At 72.2% G+C, this 15,105-nt stretch carries 13 protein-coding genes; 8 read left to right on the top strand and 5 right to left on the bottom strand.

Features of this window, described 5'->3' with window-relative positions; translation table 11 throughout:
* Positions 1-9 precede the first annotated feature (9 nt).
* Complete coding sequence (gene pdxH / locus ABT114_RS24850) at positions 10-639, bottom strand: pyridoxamine 5'-phosphate oxidase (RefSeq protein ID WP_351145282.1); 630 nt, start codon at positions 637-639, stop codon at positions 10-12.
* Between the two features lie 354 nt (positions 640-993).
* Here pdxH and ABT114_RS24845 point away from each other — a divergent pair, with 354 nt between their 5' ends.
* The 4 genes from ABT114_RS24845 to ABT114_RS24830 all read left to right on the top strand — a co-directional run bounded on the left by ABT114_RS24845 (position 994) and on the right by ABT114_RS24830 (position 4,932).
* The gene (locus ABT114_RS24845; protein ID WP_351145050.1) at positions 994-2,094 is read left to right on the top strand and encodes a citrate synthase 2; all 1,101 of its coding nucleotides are present in this window, start codon (positions 994-996) and stop codon (positions 2,092-2,094) included.
* A 437-nt stretch (positions 2,095-2,531) separates the two neighbouring features.
* Positions 2,532-2,936, top strand: a complete 405-nt coding sequence (locus ABT114_RS24840; RefSeq protein WP_351145281.1) for a RidA family protein — start codon at positions 2,532-2,534, stop codon at positions 2,934-2,936.
* Positions 2,937-2,967: 31 nt separating this feature from the next.
* The gene (locus ABT114_RS24835) at positions 2,968-3,420 is read left to right on the top strand and encodes a GNAT family N-acetyltransferase (RefSeq protein ID WP_351145049.1); all 453 of its coding nucleotides are present in this window, start codon (positions 2,968-2,970) and stop codon (positions 3,418-3,420) included.
* Positions 3,421-3,525: 105 nt separating this feature from the next.
* Complete coding sequence (locus ABT114_RS24830) at positions 3,526-4,932, top strand: PAS domain-containing protein (protein WP_351145048.1); 1,407 nt, start codon at positions 3,526-3,528, stop codon at positions 4,930-4,932.
* A gap of 20 nt (positions 4,933-4,952) precedes the next feature.
* Here ABT114_RS24830 and ABT114_RS24825 read toward each other — a convergent pair whose 3' ends face one another.
* The gene (locus tag ABT114_RS24825; RefSeq protein WP_351145047.1) at positions 4,953-5,708 is read right to left on the bottom strand and encodes an SIS domain-containing protein; all 756 of its coding nucleotides are present in this window, start codon (positions 5,706-5,708) and stop codon (positions 4,953-4,955) included.
* A 284-nt stretch (positions 5,709-5,992) separates the two neighbouring features.
* Between ABT114_RS24825 and ABT114_RS24820 the strand changes: the two genes are divergently transcribed.
* A complete protein-coding gene (locus ABT114_RS24820) occupies positions 5,993-6,685 on the top strand; it encodes an iron-dependent transcriptional repressor DtxR (RefSeq protein ID WP_351145046.1) in 693 nt (230 codons plus the stop codon).
* 541 nt (positions 6,686-7,226) lie between these two features.
* A complete protein-coding gene (locus tag ABT114_RS24815; protein WP_351145045.1) occupies positions 7,227-8,138 on the top strand; it encodes an alpha/beta fold hydrolase in 912 nt (303 codons plus the stop codon).
* Between the two features lie 44 nt (positions 8,139-8,182).
* Here ABT114_RS24815 and ABT114_RS24810 read toward each other — a convergent pair whose 3' ends face one another.
* The 3 genes from ABT114_RS24810 to ABT114_RS24800 form a co-directional block, all read right to left on the bottom strand.
* Positions 8,183-9,787, bottom strand: a complete 1,605-nt coding sequence (locus ABT114_RS24810) for a transporter (protein WP_351145044.1) — start codon at positions 9,785-9,787, stop codon at positions 8,183-8,185.
* The gene (locus tag ABT114_RS24805; protein ID WP_351145280.1) at positions 9,784-10,575 is read right to left on the bottom strand and encodes an ABC transporter ATP-binding protein; all 792 of its coding nucleotides are present in this window, start codon (positions 10,573-10,575) and stop codon (positions 9,784-9,786) included. The genes ABT114_RS24810 and ABT114_RS24805 overlap by 4 nt, the downstream gene beginning before the upstream one ends.
* A 144-nt stretch (positions 10,576-10,719) precedes the next feature.
* Positions 10,720-11,373: a bifunctional DNA primase/polymerase gene (locus tag ABT114_RS24800; RefSeq protein ID WP_351145043.1), complete on the bottom strand. Its 654-nt coding sequence runs from the start codon at positions 11,371-11,373 to the stop codon at positions 10,720-10,722.
* 343 nt (positions 11,374-11,716) lie between these two features.
* Between ABT114_RS24800 and ABT114_RS24795 the strand changes: the two genes are divergently transcribed.
* Positions 11,717-13,102: an NsdA family TPR-like regulatory protein gene (locus ABT114_RS24795; RefSeq protein ID WP_351145042.1), complete on the top strand. Its 1,386-nt coding sequence runs from the start codon at positions 11,717-11,719 to the stop codon at positions 13,100-13,102.
* A gap of 201 nt (positions 13,103-13,303) precedes the next feature.
* Positions 13,304-14,968, top strand: coding sequence for a hypothetical protein (locus ABT114_RS24790; protein WP_351145041.1), 1,665 nt, complete (start codon positions 13,304-13,306; stop codon positions 14,966-14,968).
* Positions 14,969-15,105: the final 137 nt, after the last annotated feature.

Below are 15,105 nucleotides of genomic sequence, written 5' to 3'. Positions count from 1 at the left end.
AAGTGAGCGTCAGGGACTGAGCCGCTCCGCCCGCCAGCTCCCGTCCGGCTCCGCCACGTACCGGAGCCGGTCGTGCAGCCGGTTCTCCCGGCCCTGCCAGAACTCCACCGTCTGCGGAGCCACCCGGAAGCCGCCCCAGCGCGGCGGCACCGGGACCTGCTCACCCTCCGGGTAGCGCGCGGCCAGCTCGGCGTACGCGGCGTCGAGCTCGGCGCGGGAGGGGATGACGCTGGACTGGGCGCTGGCCCAGGCACCCAGCTGGGAGCCGTGCGGCCGGGTACGGAAGTAGGCGGCCGTCTCGTCCCGCCCGGTGCGCCGCGCCACGCCCTGGACGATGACCTGCCGGGCCATCGGATGCCAGGGGAACAGCAGCGAGACGTACGGGTTCTCCGCCAGGTCACGGGCCTTGCGGGAGTCGTAGTTGGTGTAGAAGACGAAGCCCTGCTCGTCGAAGTGCTTCAGCAGCACCGTACGGGCGCTGGGCCGGCCTTCCGCGTCCGCCGTCGAGACGATCATGGCGTTCGGCTCGAACAGGTGCGCCTCCGCCGCGGCCTGCTTGAACCAGCGTGCGAACTGATCCACGGGCGTGGTGGCCAGATCGGACTCGGCGAGGCCCTCGGCCCGGTACTGCTTGCGCATCGAGGCGGGATCCGGGGAGGTGGCGTCGTGGGCGGCGTTCACGCGGTCATCTTGCCGTATGCGCGGGCGCCGCCGGGCGGTGTCCCGCATCATGGAGGTGGCACTGAAGGTGGCACTCAGTGCCGCAGGCTCTCCCCAAAGGTGACACCCAGGGATATGGTGCTGATGCCGTTCCGGTCGGGGTGACCGCCGACCGCACGGGGCATCACCAGGGTGACCGCTCAGGACCGCGAGTCTTCGGAGACGACCGTGGATCCGCAGGGCGTACGCCGCTTCCCACCGTTTGACCCGAGTTCCTGGTCCCCACAACGTCACACAACATCATCTGTCGCACACATCATGAGGAGCCGCCTGATGTCCGACTTCGTACCTGGACTCGAAGGAGTCGTAGCGTTCGAGACGGAGATCGCCGAACCGGACAAGGAGGGCGGCGCGCTGCGGTACCGGGGCGTCGACATCGAGGATCTGGTCGGCCACGTCTCGTTCGGCAACGTCTGGGGCCTCCTCGTCGACGGCGCCTTCAACCCCGGCCTGCCGCCCGCCGAGCCGTTCCCGATCCCCGTGCACTCCGGCGACATCCGGGTGGACGTCCAGTCCGCGCTCGCCATGCTCGCCCCCGTCTGGGGCCTCAAACCCCTCCTCGACATCGACGCCGAGCAGGCCCGCGACGACCTCGCCCGCGCCGCCGTCATGGCTTTGTCCTACGTCGCCCAGTCCGCCCGCGGCCAGGGCCGGCCCATGGTCCCGCAGAGCGAGATCGACAAGGCGCAGTCCGTCGTCGAACGCTTCATGATCCGCTGGCGGGGCGAGCCCGACCCCAAGCACGTGGCGGCCGTCGACGCCTACTGGACGTCGGCAGCCGAGCACGGCATGAACGCCTCCACCTTCACCGCCCGCGTCATCGCCTCCACCGGCGCGGACGTGGCGGCCGCCCTCTCCGGCGCCGTAGGAGCCATGTCCGGCCCGCTGCACGGCGGCGCCCCCTCCCGTGTCCTCGGCATGATCGAGGAGATCGAACGCACGGGCGACGCCGATGCGTACGTCAAGCAGGCCCTGGACCGGGGCGAGCGCCTCATGGGCTTCGGCCACCGCGTCTACCGCGCCGAGGACCCGCGCGCGCGAGTCCTGCGCCGTACGGCCCGCGAACTCGGCGCCCCCCGCTACGAGATCGCCGAAGCCCTGGAGAAGGCCGCCCTGGAGGAACTCCACAACCGCCGCCCGGACCGCGTCCTGGCGACCAACGTCGAGTTCTGGGCGGCCATCATCCTGGACTTCGCCGAGGTCCCGGCCCACATGTTCACGTCGATGTTCACCTGCGCCCGCACGGCCGGCTGGTCGGCGCACATCCTGGAACAGAAGCGCACCGGCCGCCTGGTGCGCCCCTCCGCCCGCTACATCGGCCCGGGATCACGCGACCCGCGCGAGATCGAGGGCTACGGGGACATCGGCCGCTGAGGTCTGTGAGGCGGGGCATCACGCGGGGCTGAGCAGCTCCGCGGGGTGCCGCTCGGCCACCAGCGGAAACGCAGACGACCCGCGAGCCTGGTCCTCCAGAGGAGGGGCCGGCCGGACATACCGGCGACTCGCGGGTCGGGTGACTGCTTGGGATTGGGCCGGCTGCACGCATCTCACGCGCTGGTCCGGCACCGCACTCGGTGTGGTGACGGGCCGCTAGCCCGCAGCCACCTCACGCGTCCGGGTTTCACTCATGTACCCGATCACCTCCCTTCGGTGTAAGCCACACACTAAGAACGCTCCGGCCACCAATCAACCCTTTTTTTGGCGTTCACGATGAGCCGAGGCAGCCTCCGCCGCATCGCGCCCCCACGGGGGTGACGTATCTCCGCGGCCCCCCTACCGTTCCGCGCATGGAGAACACGGAGACGGTGGGGATGCCCGAGCGGCGCGCGATTCTCGGTGGGTCGGTTTTCGAGGAGCAGATCGGGTATGCGCGGGCCGTGGTCGACGGGGACTGGGTGCATGTGTCGGGGACGACCGGGTTCGACTACGGCAGCATGACGATCTCCGATGACGTGGTGGAGCAGGCCGAGCAGTGTCTGCGGAACATCGGGGCGGCGCTGGCGGAGGCGGGGTGTGGGTTCGCGGACGTGGTGCGGGTGCGGTATCTGCTGCCCGAGCGGGAGGACTTCGAGCCGTGTTGGCCCGTGCTGCGGCGGTGTTTCGGGGAGGTGCGGCCGGCGGCGACGATGATGGTGTGCGGGCTGGCGGATCCCCGTATGAAGATCGAGATCGAGGTGTACGCGCGGCGGAGGGCGGCATCCGGGCAATCCCGTTGACGGGCGTGCTCGCGCACGCTTCGCTGCCGGCATGACTGATCTTCGTATGGAGCCCGTGGCCGGCGACGCGATGGTGGAGCAGTGGCGGCACGTCCACAACGTGATCGTGCCGCCCGCCGCGATGTCCCTCGACGAGGCGCGGGAGCGGCTCGGGCGGAACCGGCTGGAGAACGCGTACCTAGGTGACGTGCTCGTCGGCTGCTCGACCGTACGGCCGCCCGAGGGCGAGGAGGCGGTGGCGACGGTCATCGCGCGCGTGCTGCCCGAGTACCGGGGGCAGGGGATCGGTGCGGCGCTGTACGAGAAGGGGCTCGCGCACGCGCGCGTGCAGGGTGCCCGGGTGATCGAGACCGTTGTCCTGGCCGTCAACGAGGACGGCGTTCGGTTCGCCGAGGCGCGTGGGTTTGCCGAGGTCGAGCGGTATGTGCTGGACGGTGAGACCGATCTGTGGCTGACGTTGCGGCTGGAGTCCTCTGCCGAGTAGGTCCTCCTCCGTACAACGATTCCTTCAATCTTGTGAGAACTTGGTGTGTGCTGCATCACGTTCGAGTTGAATGATGGCAAGTGACGCAGCCTGCAGGGGGTCCAGGTGAGTGCTTCCCGGCGTAGTGGGACCACCGACGAGCTGGGGCCGGACGAGCCCGAACAGCCCGAGCGGGAGGCTTCGGACGGCTCGGACCTGCTCGCCGCGCTGCTGGACGGCATGGACGCGGCCCTGTGCGCCTTCGACGTGGACGGGGTCGTCACCCACTGGAACCGGGAGGCGGAGCGGATCCTGGGCTGGACGGCGGCCGAGGCCGTGGGGCGGCACGGGTTCGCCGGGTGGGCCGTGCGCAGTGCGGACGCCGTGGAGGTCGAGGGGCGGCTGATGGCCGCCATGCAGGCCCCCGGCCGGCAGGTGCACGAGTTCGCGCTGCTGACCAAGGGTGGCGGGCGGGTACTCGTACGGACCCAGTCGGCCGCCGTGCACGGGCCCGACGGGAAGCCCGCCGGCCTGTACTGCGCCTTCAGCGAGGTGCACGCGCAGATCGACCTCGAGCGGTCCATCGCGCTGAGCGAGGCACTGTTCGAGGACGCGAGCTGGGGTGTCGTCCTCGTCGACGCCGATCTGCGGCCCGCCGTGGTGAACGCGCACGCGGCCCGGGCGCTGGGCAGCGGGCGCACGGCCGCGCTGGGGCGGCCGCTCGGCGAGCTGCTCGCCCAGGGTGTCGAGGAGCTGGAGAGCGCGCTCACGCACGTCCTGGCCGAGGGCGCGCCGCCCGCGCCCGCGGAGATCTGGGTGAGCGTACGCACCCCGGAGGGCGAGAAGCGGCGCTGCTGGCGCAGCGGCTTCCTGCGGCTGGCCTCGCCGCTCGCGGAGGAGCCGGTCCCGCTGGGCGTCGGCTGGCTGTTCCAGGACGTCACCGAGTCCAAGCAGGGCGAGCAGGAGGCGGCGCTGCTGCGGTTCCGCAGCAATCAGCTGCACCGGGCGGGTCGCGCGGCAGCCGAGTGCGAGGATCCGGCCGAGGCCGCCACCGTCCACCTCGACTTCGCGCTCGCCGGGTTCGCCGATCATGGTCTGATCGACCGCGCGGCAGGCGGTGCGGTGGCCGACAGCGAGGTGGCCGCGGGCGCCGTACGGCTGGTACGGATCGCCCAGACGCCCTCCGGCGCGCCGGGGCCGAGCACACTCACCGGGCAGGCCGGGCTGCCGGCCCGCTATGCCCAGGGGCATCCGGCGTTGCAGTGCGTGGAGCGGACCGGGTCCGTGCGGGCCAGTGTCGGTTCCGTCCCCGCCGAACAGGCGCGCGAGTGGGCCCTGGCCCGGCAGTGGCCGGCGGACACGGTGCACGCGCTGTGCGCGGTGCTGCGCAGCCGGGGGCGGACGCTGGGCGTCGTGACGTTCCTGCGGGCGGGCGGCCGTAGTGCCTTCGAGCGGTCCGACACGGCGTACGCGGAGGACGTGGCGGTACGGATCGCGGGCGCCCTGGATCTGGCGGGGCTGACCGGCGAGTAGCCGCCGGCTGTGTCCCTGGGTCAGCGCTGGTAGAAGATCCGGTCCCGGTACTCGTCCAGGATCCGGCCGTTCCAGTCGTGGCCACCGTCGACGTTGCCGGAGCGCAGGAGCGGGGGCTCGATGCCGCGGTCGGCGAGGGCGCCGGCCGTGGTGGCCATGACCGCCTGGAGCAGGGCCGTGGTGACGACGGTGGAGGCCGGGGCGAACGGGGCCGGGATGGTGTCGAGGCTGAGCTCCGCGTCGCCGACCGCGATCTTCGAGTCGAGGACGAGGTCGCAGTGGTCCTTCAGGAACGTCCCCGAGGCGTGCCGGGACTTCGTCTCCGAGGCGTACGCCACCGACGTCACGCCGATGACCTTCACGCCGAGAGCGCGGGCGGTCATGGCCATCTCGACGGGGAGGGCGTTGCGGCCCGAGAGGGAGACGATCACGAGGGCGTCGCCCGCGCGGACGGGGGAGGAGTCCAGGACGGCGCTCGCCAGACCGTCGACGCGTTCCAGGGCGGAGCCGAGGGTGGCGGGCATCACGTCGACGCCGACGACGCCCGGGACGGCGAGCAGGTTCATCAGGGCGAGGCCGCCGGCGCGGTACACGATGTCCTGGGCGGCGAGCGAGGAATGTCCGGCGCCGAAGGCGAAGAGGCGGCCGCCGGCGGCGACGGTGTCGGCGAGGAGCGTGCCGGCGGCCTCGATGGTCGCGGCCTCCTCGTCGCGGACCCGTCGCAGCAGGGTGATCGCGGCGTCGAAGAACTGGCCGGCCGGTGTGCTGTCGCCCATGCGATGCCCCTTCGCAGCGTCTGGCGGCGTCTGTGCCGCGGATCACGGTGCGGTCTGGACCAGCGCCGTGTCAATACGGCGGTGAGGCGGGCGGGGGTGCGGGGTTCCCCTGCGTGCCCCTCACCCGGCCCCTCGTGAAGGCGACACCCATGCACGCGCGCGTAACCGCCTCGTTTCAACGGCGCGGCACGGTTGTCAGTGGTATGCGTCAGAATTGGAGCCAGGGCCAGCGCACGCGCCGCGGAGCCAGCCGCGCTTCCGGCAGATCTCATTTAGGGGCATGTATGTCCGGACTGATCGACACCACGGAGATGTATCTCCGCACCATCCTCGAGCTGGAAGAGGAAGGCGTGGTCCCCATGCGCGCCCGGATCGCCGAGCGGCTCGACCAGAGCGGACCGACCGTCAGCCAGACGGTGGCGCGGATGGAGCGCGACGGACTGGTGTCCGTGGCCAGCGACCGGCACCTGGAGCTGACGGACGAGGGCCGCAGACTGGCCACGCGCGTGATGCGCAAGCACCGGCTCGCCGAGTGTCTCCTCGTCGACGTGATCGGCCTGGAGTGGGAGCAGGTGCACGCCGAGGCGTGCCGCTGGGAGCACGTGATGAGCGAGGCCGTGGAGCGGCGCGTGCTCGAACTGCTGCGCCACCCGACCGAGTCGCCCTACGGCAACCCGATCCCCGGCCTGGAGGAACTCGGCGAGAAGGACGGCGCCGACCCGTTCCTGGACGCGGGCATGGTGTCCCTGGCCGAGCTCGACCCGGGACTGGAGGGCAAGACGGTCGTGGTGCGTCGTATCGGCGAGCCCATCCAGACGGACGCGCAGCTGATGTACACGCTGCGCCGGGCGGGGGTACAGCCCGGTTCGGTGGTGAGCGTGACGGAGTCCGCGGGCGGCGTGCTGGTGGGCAGTGGCGGCGAGGCCGCCGAGCTGGAGGCGGACGTCGCCTCCCACGTGTTCGTCGCCAAGCGCTGAGTACGCCGAGCGCTGAGTACGCCGAGCGCTGAGTGTGCCAAGGGCTGAGTGCGCCGAATCGCAGCGGTTCGGCGCTTCGCGTGCCAGGCTGTCGCATGAGGCATACGGCCTGAGGGGGCGGGGAGGATGTGCCGCAGAAACGTGGATGGCCCCGGCGCCCAAAGGCGCCGGGGCCTGTCCTCCCCTGTGCTGACCCGGAGCCCCGAGCTCTCAGGGTCAGTCCCCTCGGACCGTTTTCCCCGAGCGGTCCGCCCCCCGCTGAAGATCTCCCCTTGTCAGCGGCGATCATTCCTCGAGGGCGGTCACTCGAACGAGGGGTGTTGCCCGCAGAGAAGGCATCTTTCGAATGCGTATTCGATACTCTCCGGATGAGTCCGCGGAGATTCCGTAGAGGGGCCCGTGGATGAGCCGGCGGATGAGCCGTAGACGAGCCCGTAGATGACGGACCAGCGGTACCACGGCAACGACGGCAGGCAGCAAGCGGTTCACAGGACCGGCCGGCTCGAGCGGTCCGAGCGGAGCTAGGGGGGTGCCAGGACCTATGGCGCGACGCATCGACGTGACCGGGGCAGGTGGCGTACGCCTCGCCGCCTGGGAGTTCGGTGACCCTCCCAAGAGCGACCCGGTGAAACTGGTACCGGAACAGGCCGGATCGCCCGAGGAGAGCCCGGCGGAGACCGAGCCCACCCCCGGCGTGCTGTTACTGCACGGACTGATGGGCCGGGCCTCGCACTGGGCCTCCACCGCCCGCTGGCTCTCCGAGCGGCACCGCGCGGTCGCCCTCGACCAGCGTGGCCACGGACAGAGCGAGAAGCCCCCGCAGGCGTCTTTCACCCGCGAGGCGTACATCGAGGACGCCGAGGCCGCCCTGGAACAGACCGGCCTCGCCCACGCGGTCCTCATCGGCCATGCCATGGGCGCACTGACCGCCTGGCAGCTCGCCGCCAAACGCCCCGACCTGGTCCACGGCCTGATCATCTGTGACATGCGGGCCTCCGCGCTCGGCGCCGCCTCGCAGCGTGAGTGGGCCGACTGGTTCAAGTCCTGGCCCGTCCCCTTCGCCACCCTCGCCGACGTACGCAAGTGGTTCGGCGAGGACGACCCCTGGGTGGAGCGGCCCAACCCGGCCCGCGGCGAGTTCTACGCCGAGGTCATGCAGGAGTCCCCCGACGGCTGGCGCCCCGTCTTCGAGCCCGAGCAGATGCTGAAGTCCCGCGAGACCTGGGTGTACGACGCGCACTGGGAGGAACTCGCCCAGGTCCAGTGCCCCGCCCTGGTCGTCCGCGGCCTGGACGGCGAGCTGGGCCGCGCCGAGGCGCAGGAGATGGTACGTGTGCTGCCCCGCGGGGAGTACGCGGAGGTGGCCGACGCCGGCCACCTCGTCCACTACGACCAGCCGGAGGCGTGGCGGACGGCGATCGAGCCGTTCCTGGACGGCGTACGCACCTCCTGAGGTCGCCCCCGGGCCCCGCTGCCCCCTTGCTGCCCGGCCCCCCGCTACCCCTTGCTGACCGCCGCGAGTATCTCCGGCAGCCGCGCGGCCGTGCGCGGCGCGGCCAGCCGCAGCCCCAGCACGGTGATCGCCGCCCCGTACACCGCGCCCACCGGCAGCAGCAGCCAGGTCCACGCGTCGCCGTCCGCGCTGACGTTCAGCCAGATCGTCAGCGCGATGACCGGGGCGCACAGCAGGGCGGCGGCGACCATGCCGCCGAAGATGGCGATCCAGGCGAGTCCCGCCTGTCCGGGGGCCACGTTCTTGTAGCCCTCCTGCGGAATGGAGTACGGGAAGCGGGCCGACGTCCAGGCGCCGGTCGCCAGCATCGCCCCGAGCAGCGCGAACGACAGTCCCAGGGCCTCGGGCAGCCGGGGCCAGTCGCCGAGCATGGCGGTCGTCAGGACGGTGACGAGGGTGGCGTACGGGAGAGTGATCAGCAGGAGCGCGAGCGCCCGTGCCCGCAGTTCGGCGTAGGCGTCGCGCGACGACGAGATCGTCATCGCGACCATCCAGAAGGCGGAGGTGTCCTGCCCGAACTGGTTGTACATCTGGATGCCGAGCATCCCCGCGGCGAAGCAGGCGAAGTAGATCGACCCGGTGCCCTGCAACGCGTTGAACACCGGCACGATCAGGCCGATGGCCAGGGACGTCACCCAGGCCGCCTTCGTCTTGGGGTCGCGCCAGATGTAGCGCAGGCTGCGCTCCATGACGGTGCCGGTCCGGCCGGCCGGCAGCAGCCGGGCCGGCCCCGACGACGTACCGCGCTCGCGCACACCCGACTCGGCGGCCTGCGACGTCGACCCGTCGGGTGCGGTCATCAGCCGGGTCAGACTGCGCGCCCACGCCGCCACGAGCAGCACCAACGCGGCGATGGACAGCGCGACCTGGGCGGTGGCAACGCCGTACGACCCTTCGCTCGCCGAGTCCACCGCCCCGATCGCCGTCCCGGGCGGCACCCACCGCAGCACCTCGTACACCGGGTCGAGTTGCGCGAGGCCCGACGAACCGAGCCGTTGCGCGCCGAAGTTGACGACCTGTGCGCCGACCGCGATGACCAGACCGCTCAGCACCGCGAGATCGCGCCCCTTGCGGCTGGTCAGCAGCCGGATGTTGGCGGCGGCGACGGCCCGCGCGAGGGCCACGCAGACCAGCAGCGCGAGGACGACGGCGACGACCGAGACGACGTAGGCGGCCGTCCCGTGCGCCACGGAGATCACGGAGCCCAGGAGCAGCAGGAGGGTGAACAGCGGGCCGATGCCGACCAGCGACGCCGCCAGCAGCGCCCGTACCAGCGGGCGGGGCCGCAGCGGCAGCATCACCAGCCGGGTCGGGTCCAGGGTCTCGTCGCCGCTGGGGAAGAACAGCGGCATCACCGCCCAGCCCAGGCCCAGGACCGCCGTCAGCAGGACGACCAGGGACGCGGCGTGCGCGTGGCCGCGCAGCGCGATCAGGCCGAGCAGTTGCAGCGCGGCGAACAGCAGGGTGATGACGGCGGAGGCGATGTAGGCGGCCCGCCGCCCGCCGGACTGCCGCAGGCCGTTGCGCAGCAGGGACAGCTTCAGCCGGACGACGGTGGAGGTGAGACCGGGGGCGGTGGGGCTCGTCATCGGGCTCCGCCGCCCAGCCAGTCGAGGTTCGAGCCGGTGTCGCGGCTGTTCGCGCCGACGAGTTCGAGGAACGCCTGCTGGAGTGTGGGCGCCTCGCCGCGCACCTCGGCGAGGGTGCCGTGGGCGCGGATGCGGCCGGCAGCCATCACGGCCACCCAGTCGCACAGCGACTCGACCAGCTCCATGACGTGGGAGGAGAAGACGACCGTGGCGCCCGAGGCGGTGTACCGCTCCAGGACGCCCCGGATGGTCTGCGCGGACACGGGGTCCACGCCCTCGAACGGCTCGTCGAGGAAGAGGACTTCGGGATTGTGGAGGAGAGCGGCGGCGAGCCCGATCTTCTTGCGCATGCCGGTCGAGTAGTCGACGACGAGCTTGTGCTGCGAGCCCGCCAGGTCGAGGACGTCGAGGAGTTGGGCGGCCCGCTTGTCGACCTCGGCGCCGGGCAGCCCGCGCAATCTGCCGGAGTAGCCGAGCAGTTCCCGCCCCGACAGCCGCTCGAAGAGCCTGAGCCCCTCCGGGAGTACCCCGATCCGCGCCTTCACCTCGACCGGGTCCCGCCAGACGTCGTGCCCGACGACCTCGACGCTCCCCTGATCGGGCCGCAGCAGCCCGGTCACCATCGACAGGGTGGTGGTCTTCCCGGCGCCGTTCGGCCCCACGAGCCCGATGAACTTGCCCGCCGGCAACTCCAGATCGATTCCGGCGACAGCGACCTGCTGCCCGAACCGCTTCCAGAGCCCTCGTACGCGTACGGCACTAGCACCCACCGGTTCTCCCTCCGTCAGGAAGAACCCTACGGCGGAACAGCGTGCCTCAAGGGGCGCGGGACCGTGCCGACATGCGGCTCCGCCGCGTGGGCGCGACAAGCCACGACGAATCCGCACCCGCCGAACCACACGAACCGCACGAACCACGCAGGACGGCAGGCGCTACCGATCCCGCCCGCACGCATAAGCGAGCGGCGAGATCAATTCCTCCGCATCCGGCAGCCACCGATTCGCCGGCGTGGGCCGGCAGGCCCACTGCACAGCCCCCCGCGACCCGAACCGCGTGGGCGGCGCAGCCACATACGCCCCTTCCCCGAGCGCGACCAGGTCCAGGGAAGTCAGCGACCACCCCAGCTTGCGCACCAGGTCAGGCACCTTCACCGACGCCCCGGGAAGAACGAAGAACTGCATCCGCCGGTGCGGCGTCAACGTCACCGGCCCGAGCGTCAGCTCCATCCGCTCCATCCGGGCCAGCGCCAGGAACCCGGCCGTCTCCGACACGGAGATCGCGTCGAACGTACGCCCGGTCGGCAGCAGGATCGACGCCGTCGGCTGCTTCTGCCACATCCGGCGCGCGCCGGTCGCACTGCCGGTCGCCTGTGTCGCCCAGTCCTCGCGCGCGGGATGCGCGCCGGGCGCGTCGCACACGGCGTCGCCGCAGGAGCAGCGCTGCACCCCCTCGGCGGCTTCGAGCCAGGTGCCGGGGAACACGTCCCAGTGGCGCTCCTCGGCGTAGCGAACGGCGGTCTCCAGCAGTGATTCCCCACGCTGCTTCGGAATCTGTGCGGCTTCGGTGGCCGGGATCGTCTCTTCCACGCTCACTCAACTCCCGCGCCCACCTCGGGTTACGGCCAGGCCCTGGCGTTCGCGCGCGGGGGAGGAGCATCGATTCCGCCTCTGGGGCGCATGGATGCATGTGTGGGGGCGCGCGGGAGGATCCACGGCGGGAAGTGGGTAGCCACGAGTGGGGTCGGCTTCCGCCTTTACCCCGGCAATCCTCGCAAGCTTCGCATTTTCGGTATGTCCGCGGGGCATTGATCTTCGAGGCCGGATCTTTTCGCTGGACTGACTGGACCTGACTGGAACCTGACGGGTCCGGCCGTGGAAGACACGTCAACTCGGTGCGTGGGCAGGCACCGCAGCCACAGGGGGTTAAGCCATGGCCGCAAGGCCTCTCGTAGCGCGGCAGCCGAACGAACGGCTGCAGGCGCTCATCCAGGAAGCGGGTTGCTCGAACGCCGGGCTGGCCCGCCGGGTCAACATGTGCGGCGCCGAGCACGGCCTCGACCTGCGTTACGACAAGACGTCCGTGGCCCGCTGGCTGCGCGGACAGCAGCCGCGGGGACGTGCCCCGGCGATCATCGCCGAAGCGCTCGGCCGCAAGCTGGGCCGTACGGTCACGATCGACGAGATCGGCATGGCCAACGGCAAGAACCTCGCGTCGGGTGTCGGTCTCCAGTTCTCGCCGACGGTACTGGGGGCCATCGAGCAGGTCTGCGAGCTGTGGCGCAGCGACGTCGGGCGGCGGGACTTCCTGTCCGGCTCGTCCGTCGCCGCGTCCGCGCTGGTCGAACCGAGCCGCGACTGGCTGATCTCCGCGCCGGACTCGCAGGTGGCTCGGGCGGCGGGGCCGCGCGTGGGCCAGTCCGACGTGACGGCCGTACGCGCGATGACCCAGGCGCTGGTCGACCTGGACCACCAGTACGGCAGCGGGCATGTGCGCCCGGTCGTCGTGCACTACCTCAACAGCGTCGTCTCCGGGCTGCTCGCAGGCTCCTACCGGGAAGCGGTGGGCCGCGACCTGTTCGCCGCGGTGGCCCGGCTGACCGAACTCGCCGGATACATGGCCGTGGACACCGGACAGCCGGGTCTCGCCCAGCGCTACTACATCCAGTCGTTGCGGCTGGCACAGGCGGCGGGCGACCGGGGGTACGGCGGCTACGTACTCGCCGCGTCCATGAGTCACCTTGCCGCGCAGCTCGGAAACCCGCGGGAGATCGCGCAGTTGGCGCGGGCGGCGCAGGAGGGGGCGCGTGGGCGCGTGACACCGCGCGCGGAGGCGATGTTCTGCGCGGCGGAGGCACGCGGGCACGCGCTGATGGGTGACGCGCGGGCGGCCCAGGCGGCGTCGGGGCGCGCGGTGTCGGCACTGGAGCAGGCGGATCCGGCCGCCGGGGACGACCCGGCGTGGATCACGCACTTCGACGAGGCGTATCTCGCCGACGAGTTGGCGCACTGCCACCGCGACCTGGGACAGGCCGAGGCGGCGGCGCGGTGTGCGCAGGAGTCCCTGGCCGGGCACCTCGAGTCGCGGGCGCGCAGGCGGGCCATCGGCTATGTGCTGCTCGCCACGGCGCAGGTGCAGCAGCGCGAGATCGAACAGGCCTGCAACACGGGCCTGAAGGCGGTCGAGTTGCTGGAGACCCTGCGGTCCAACCGCGGCGCCGAGTACCTGGAGGACTTCCAGCAGCGGCTGGAGCCGTACCGGGACGAGCCGGTGGTAAGGGAGTTCGGGGCGCGGCTGGAGTTGCAGGTAGCTGCGTGAATACTCGGGGCGCCGGTGCGTGAACGCGCGGGAAACGGCCCGTCGGCGCGCAGGAGGTGACATCAACAGCGCACGGCGCTCCGGATCTGTTACTGACGTCACATGGAGGGAGATCACGCCCTGAGCTGCGTAGCACCCGGTTCCGGGGACCCGGTAGCGTGAGCCGACGATTCCGAAGGTCCCCCATTCGTAGGAGTCCCGGTGACGCAGAGTGGACAGGGCGAGGAGCCCTCGGCGCGGCCCGCGCGCGAAGGCATCGTGCTGCCCTCCGACGGAGGTGAGCCGCTGCTGCCGGGTATGACGGCGGGACCCGCCGGTCAGCAGCAGCACGGTTACTCGAGCAACGGCTACCAGAGCAGCGGTCAGCAGTACGGCCCGGCATACGGCCAGGACGGCGCCGGCGCGGCGCCGGCCGGTGGTCAGGCCTGGGGCCGGCCATGGGGCCCCGAACAGCAGCAGGGCGCGCCCCAGCCGCCCGCGGCGGAGTGGCCGTCCGCCGCGCCCGCTGAGACGACCTGGGGCACGCCGGAGGCGGCGCCTCCCGGGCCGCCCTGGCAGCCGGGCCCCGGCGCGGGCCCGCTGCCGCCGGAGGGCGCACAGCCCACGGCGTACGGCGCACCGGGCGCACCGGGTGCCCCTCTGCCGCCCGCCGCCCACGAGGGCGCCACCCAGTACCTCCCGCCCGTCCCGGCCATGCCAGGCGGCGCCGACAGGGCCCCCCAGTACCTGCCGCCTGCCGCTGTGCCTCCCGCGGACGAGGGGGCGACCCAGTACATACCGCCGGTGGGCCCCGGGGCCCTGCCCCCCGAGATGCCGGCCGCCGGTGCACCGTCCGAGTCGACCCAGTTCCTGGGCCGCGCTCCGCTCGCGGGCCCGCCGCCGAACGCCGCCGCTCATCCCGACGCCCAGGCCACGCAGTACATCGCCCCGGTGCCCGCGCAGCCGGCCGCCGGACCGTACGGCGGCGGCCTGCCGGGCGGGGGCGGCGACCGGCAGCCGCCCGCCGAGTTCGACAACCTCTTCCGCAGCGACGCGGGCGGGGCGGGCGGCGAGAGCCCGGCGGGGGCCACGCAGCAGCTGCCGCGCATCCCGGAGCACGACTCCGGATATGGCGGACATGGCGGACATGACGGCTACTCCGCTCAGCCGAACCCCTCGTACGCCCCGCCGGCCGGTCCCGGCGGCGGGCGGCGTGGGGCCCGGGACGGCGACGGCGGAGGTCGAGGGGGCCGTACCGGTTCGCGTGTGCCGCTGATCGCCGCCGTCGGCATCGCCATCGCCGTGGTCGGCATCGGCGCGGGCGCGCTGCTCGGCGGCGGTGGGGGTGGCGACGACGAGGGCGACGACAGTACGACCGTCTCCGCCACGGCGCCCGCGACCGACGGTTCCGCCTCCGCGGCCGCCGATCCGGCCAAGGAGCAGGCCGTCGCGCTGGACAAGTTGCTGGCCGACAGCGGTACCAGCCGGACCACGGTGATCAACGCGGTCGCCGCCGTGAAGTCCTGCGACAACCTCGGCCAGTCGGCCTCCGACCTGCGCGCCGCGGCCAAGCAGCGCACCGACCTGGTCACGAGGCTGGCCGCGCTCTCCGTCGACAAGCTGCCCGACCACGCCGCGCTGACCACGGCCCTCACCGAAGCGTGGAAGGCGTCCGCGTCGGCCGACAACCACTACGCGGCCTGGGCCGACCAGACCGCGGCCAACAAGAAGAGCTGCAAGAAGGGCCAGGCCCGCACCACCCCCCAGGCCCAGGCGGGCGGCAAGGCGAGCGCCACCGCCAGCGCGCAGAAGAAGAAGGCCGCGCAGCTGTGGAACGCGATCGCGCAGAAGTACGGCCTCACCCAGCGCCAGTCGACCCAGCTGTGACTCAGCGGTGAGAGGGGCGGGGGGGGGGGGGCCCCCCCCCCCCCCCCGGGGGGGGGGCCCCCGCCGCCACCCAGCCGGGCGCAAGGCAGAGACCAGCGAGGGCCCGCCCGGCCGCCCCAAACCAAACCCCCGAAAGG

Source organism: Streptomyces sp. NPDC002088, assembly GCF_040296605.1.
Classification (GTDB): Bacteria; Actinomycetota; Actinomycetes; order Streptomycetales; family Streptomycetaceae; genus Streptomyces.
The sequence above is the reverse complement of the archived record's forward strand: the minus strand, read 5'-3'. Positions and strand labels throughout refer to the sequence as shown.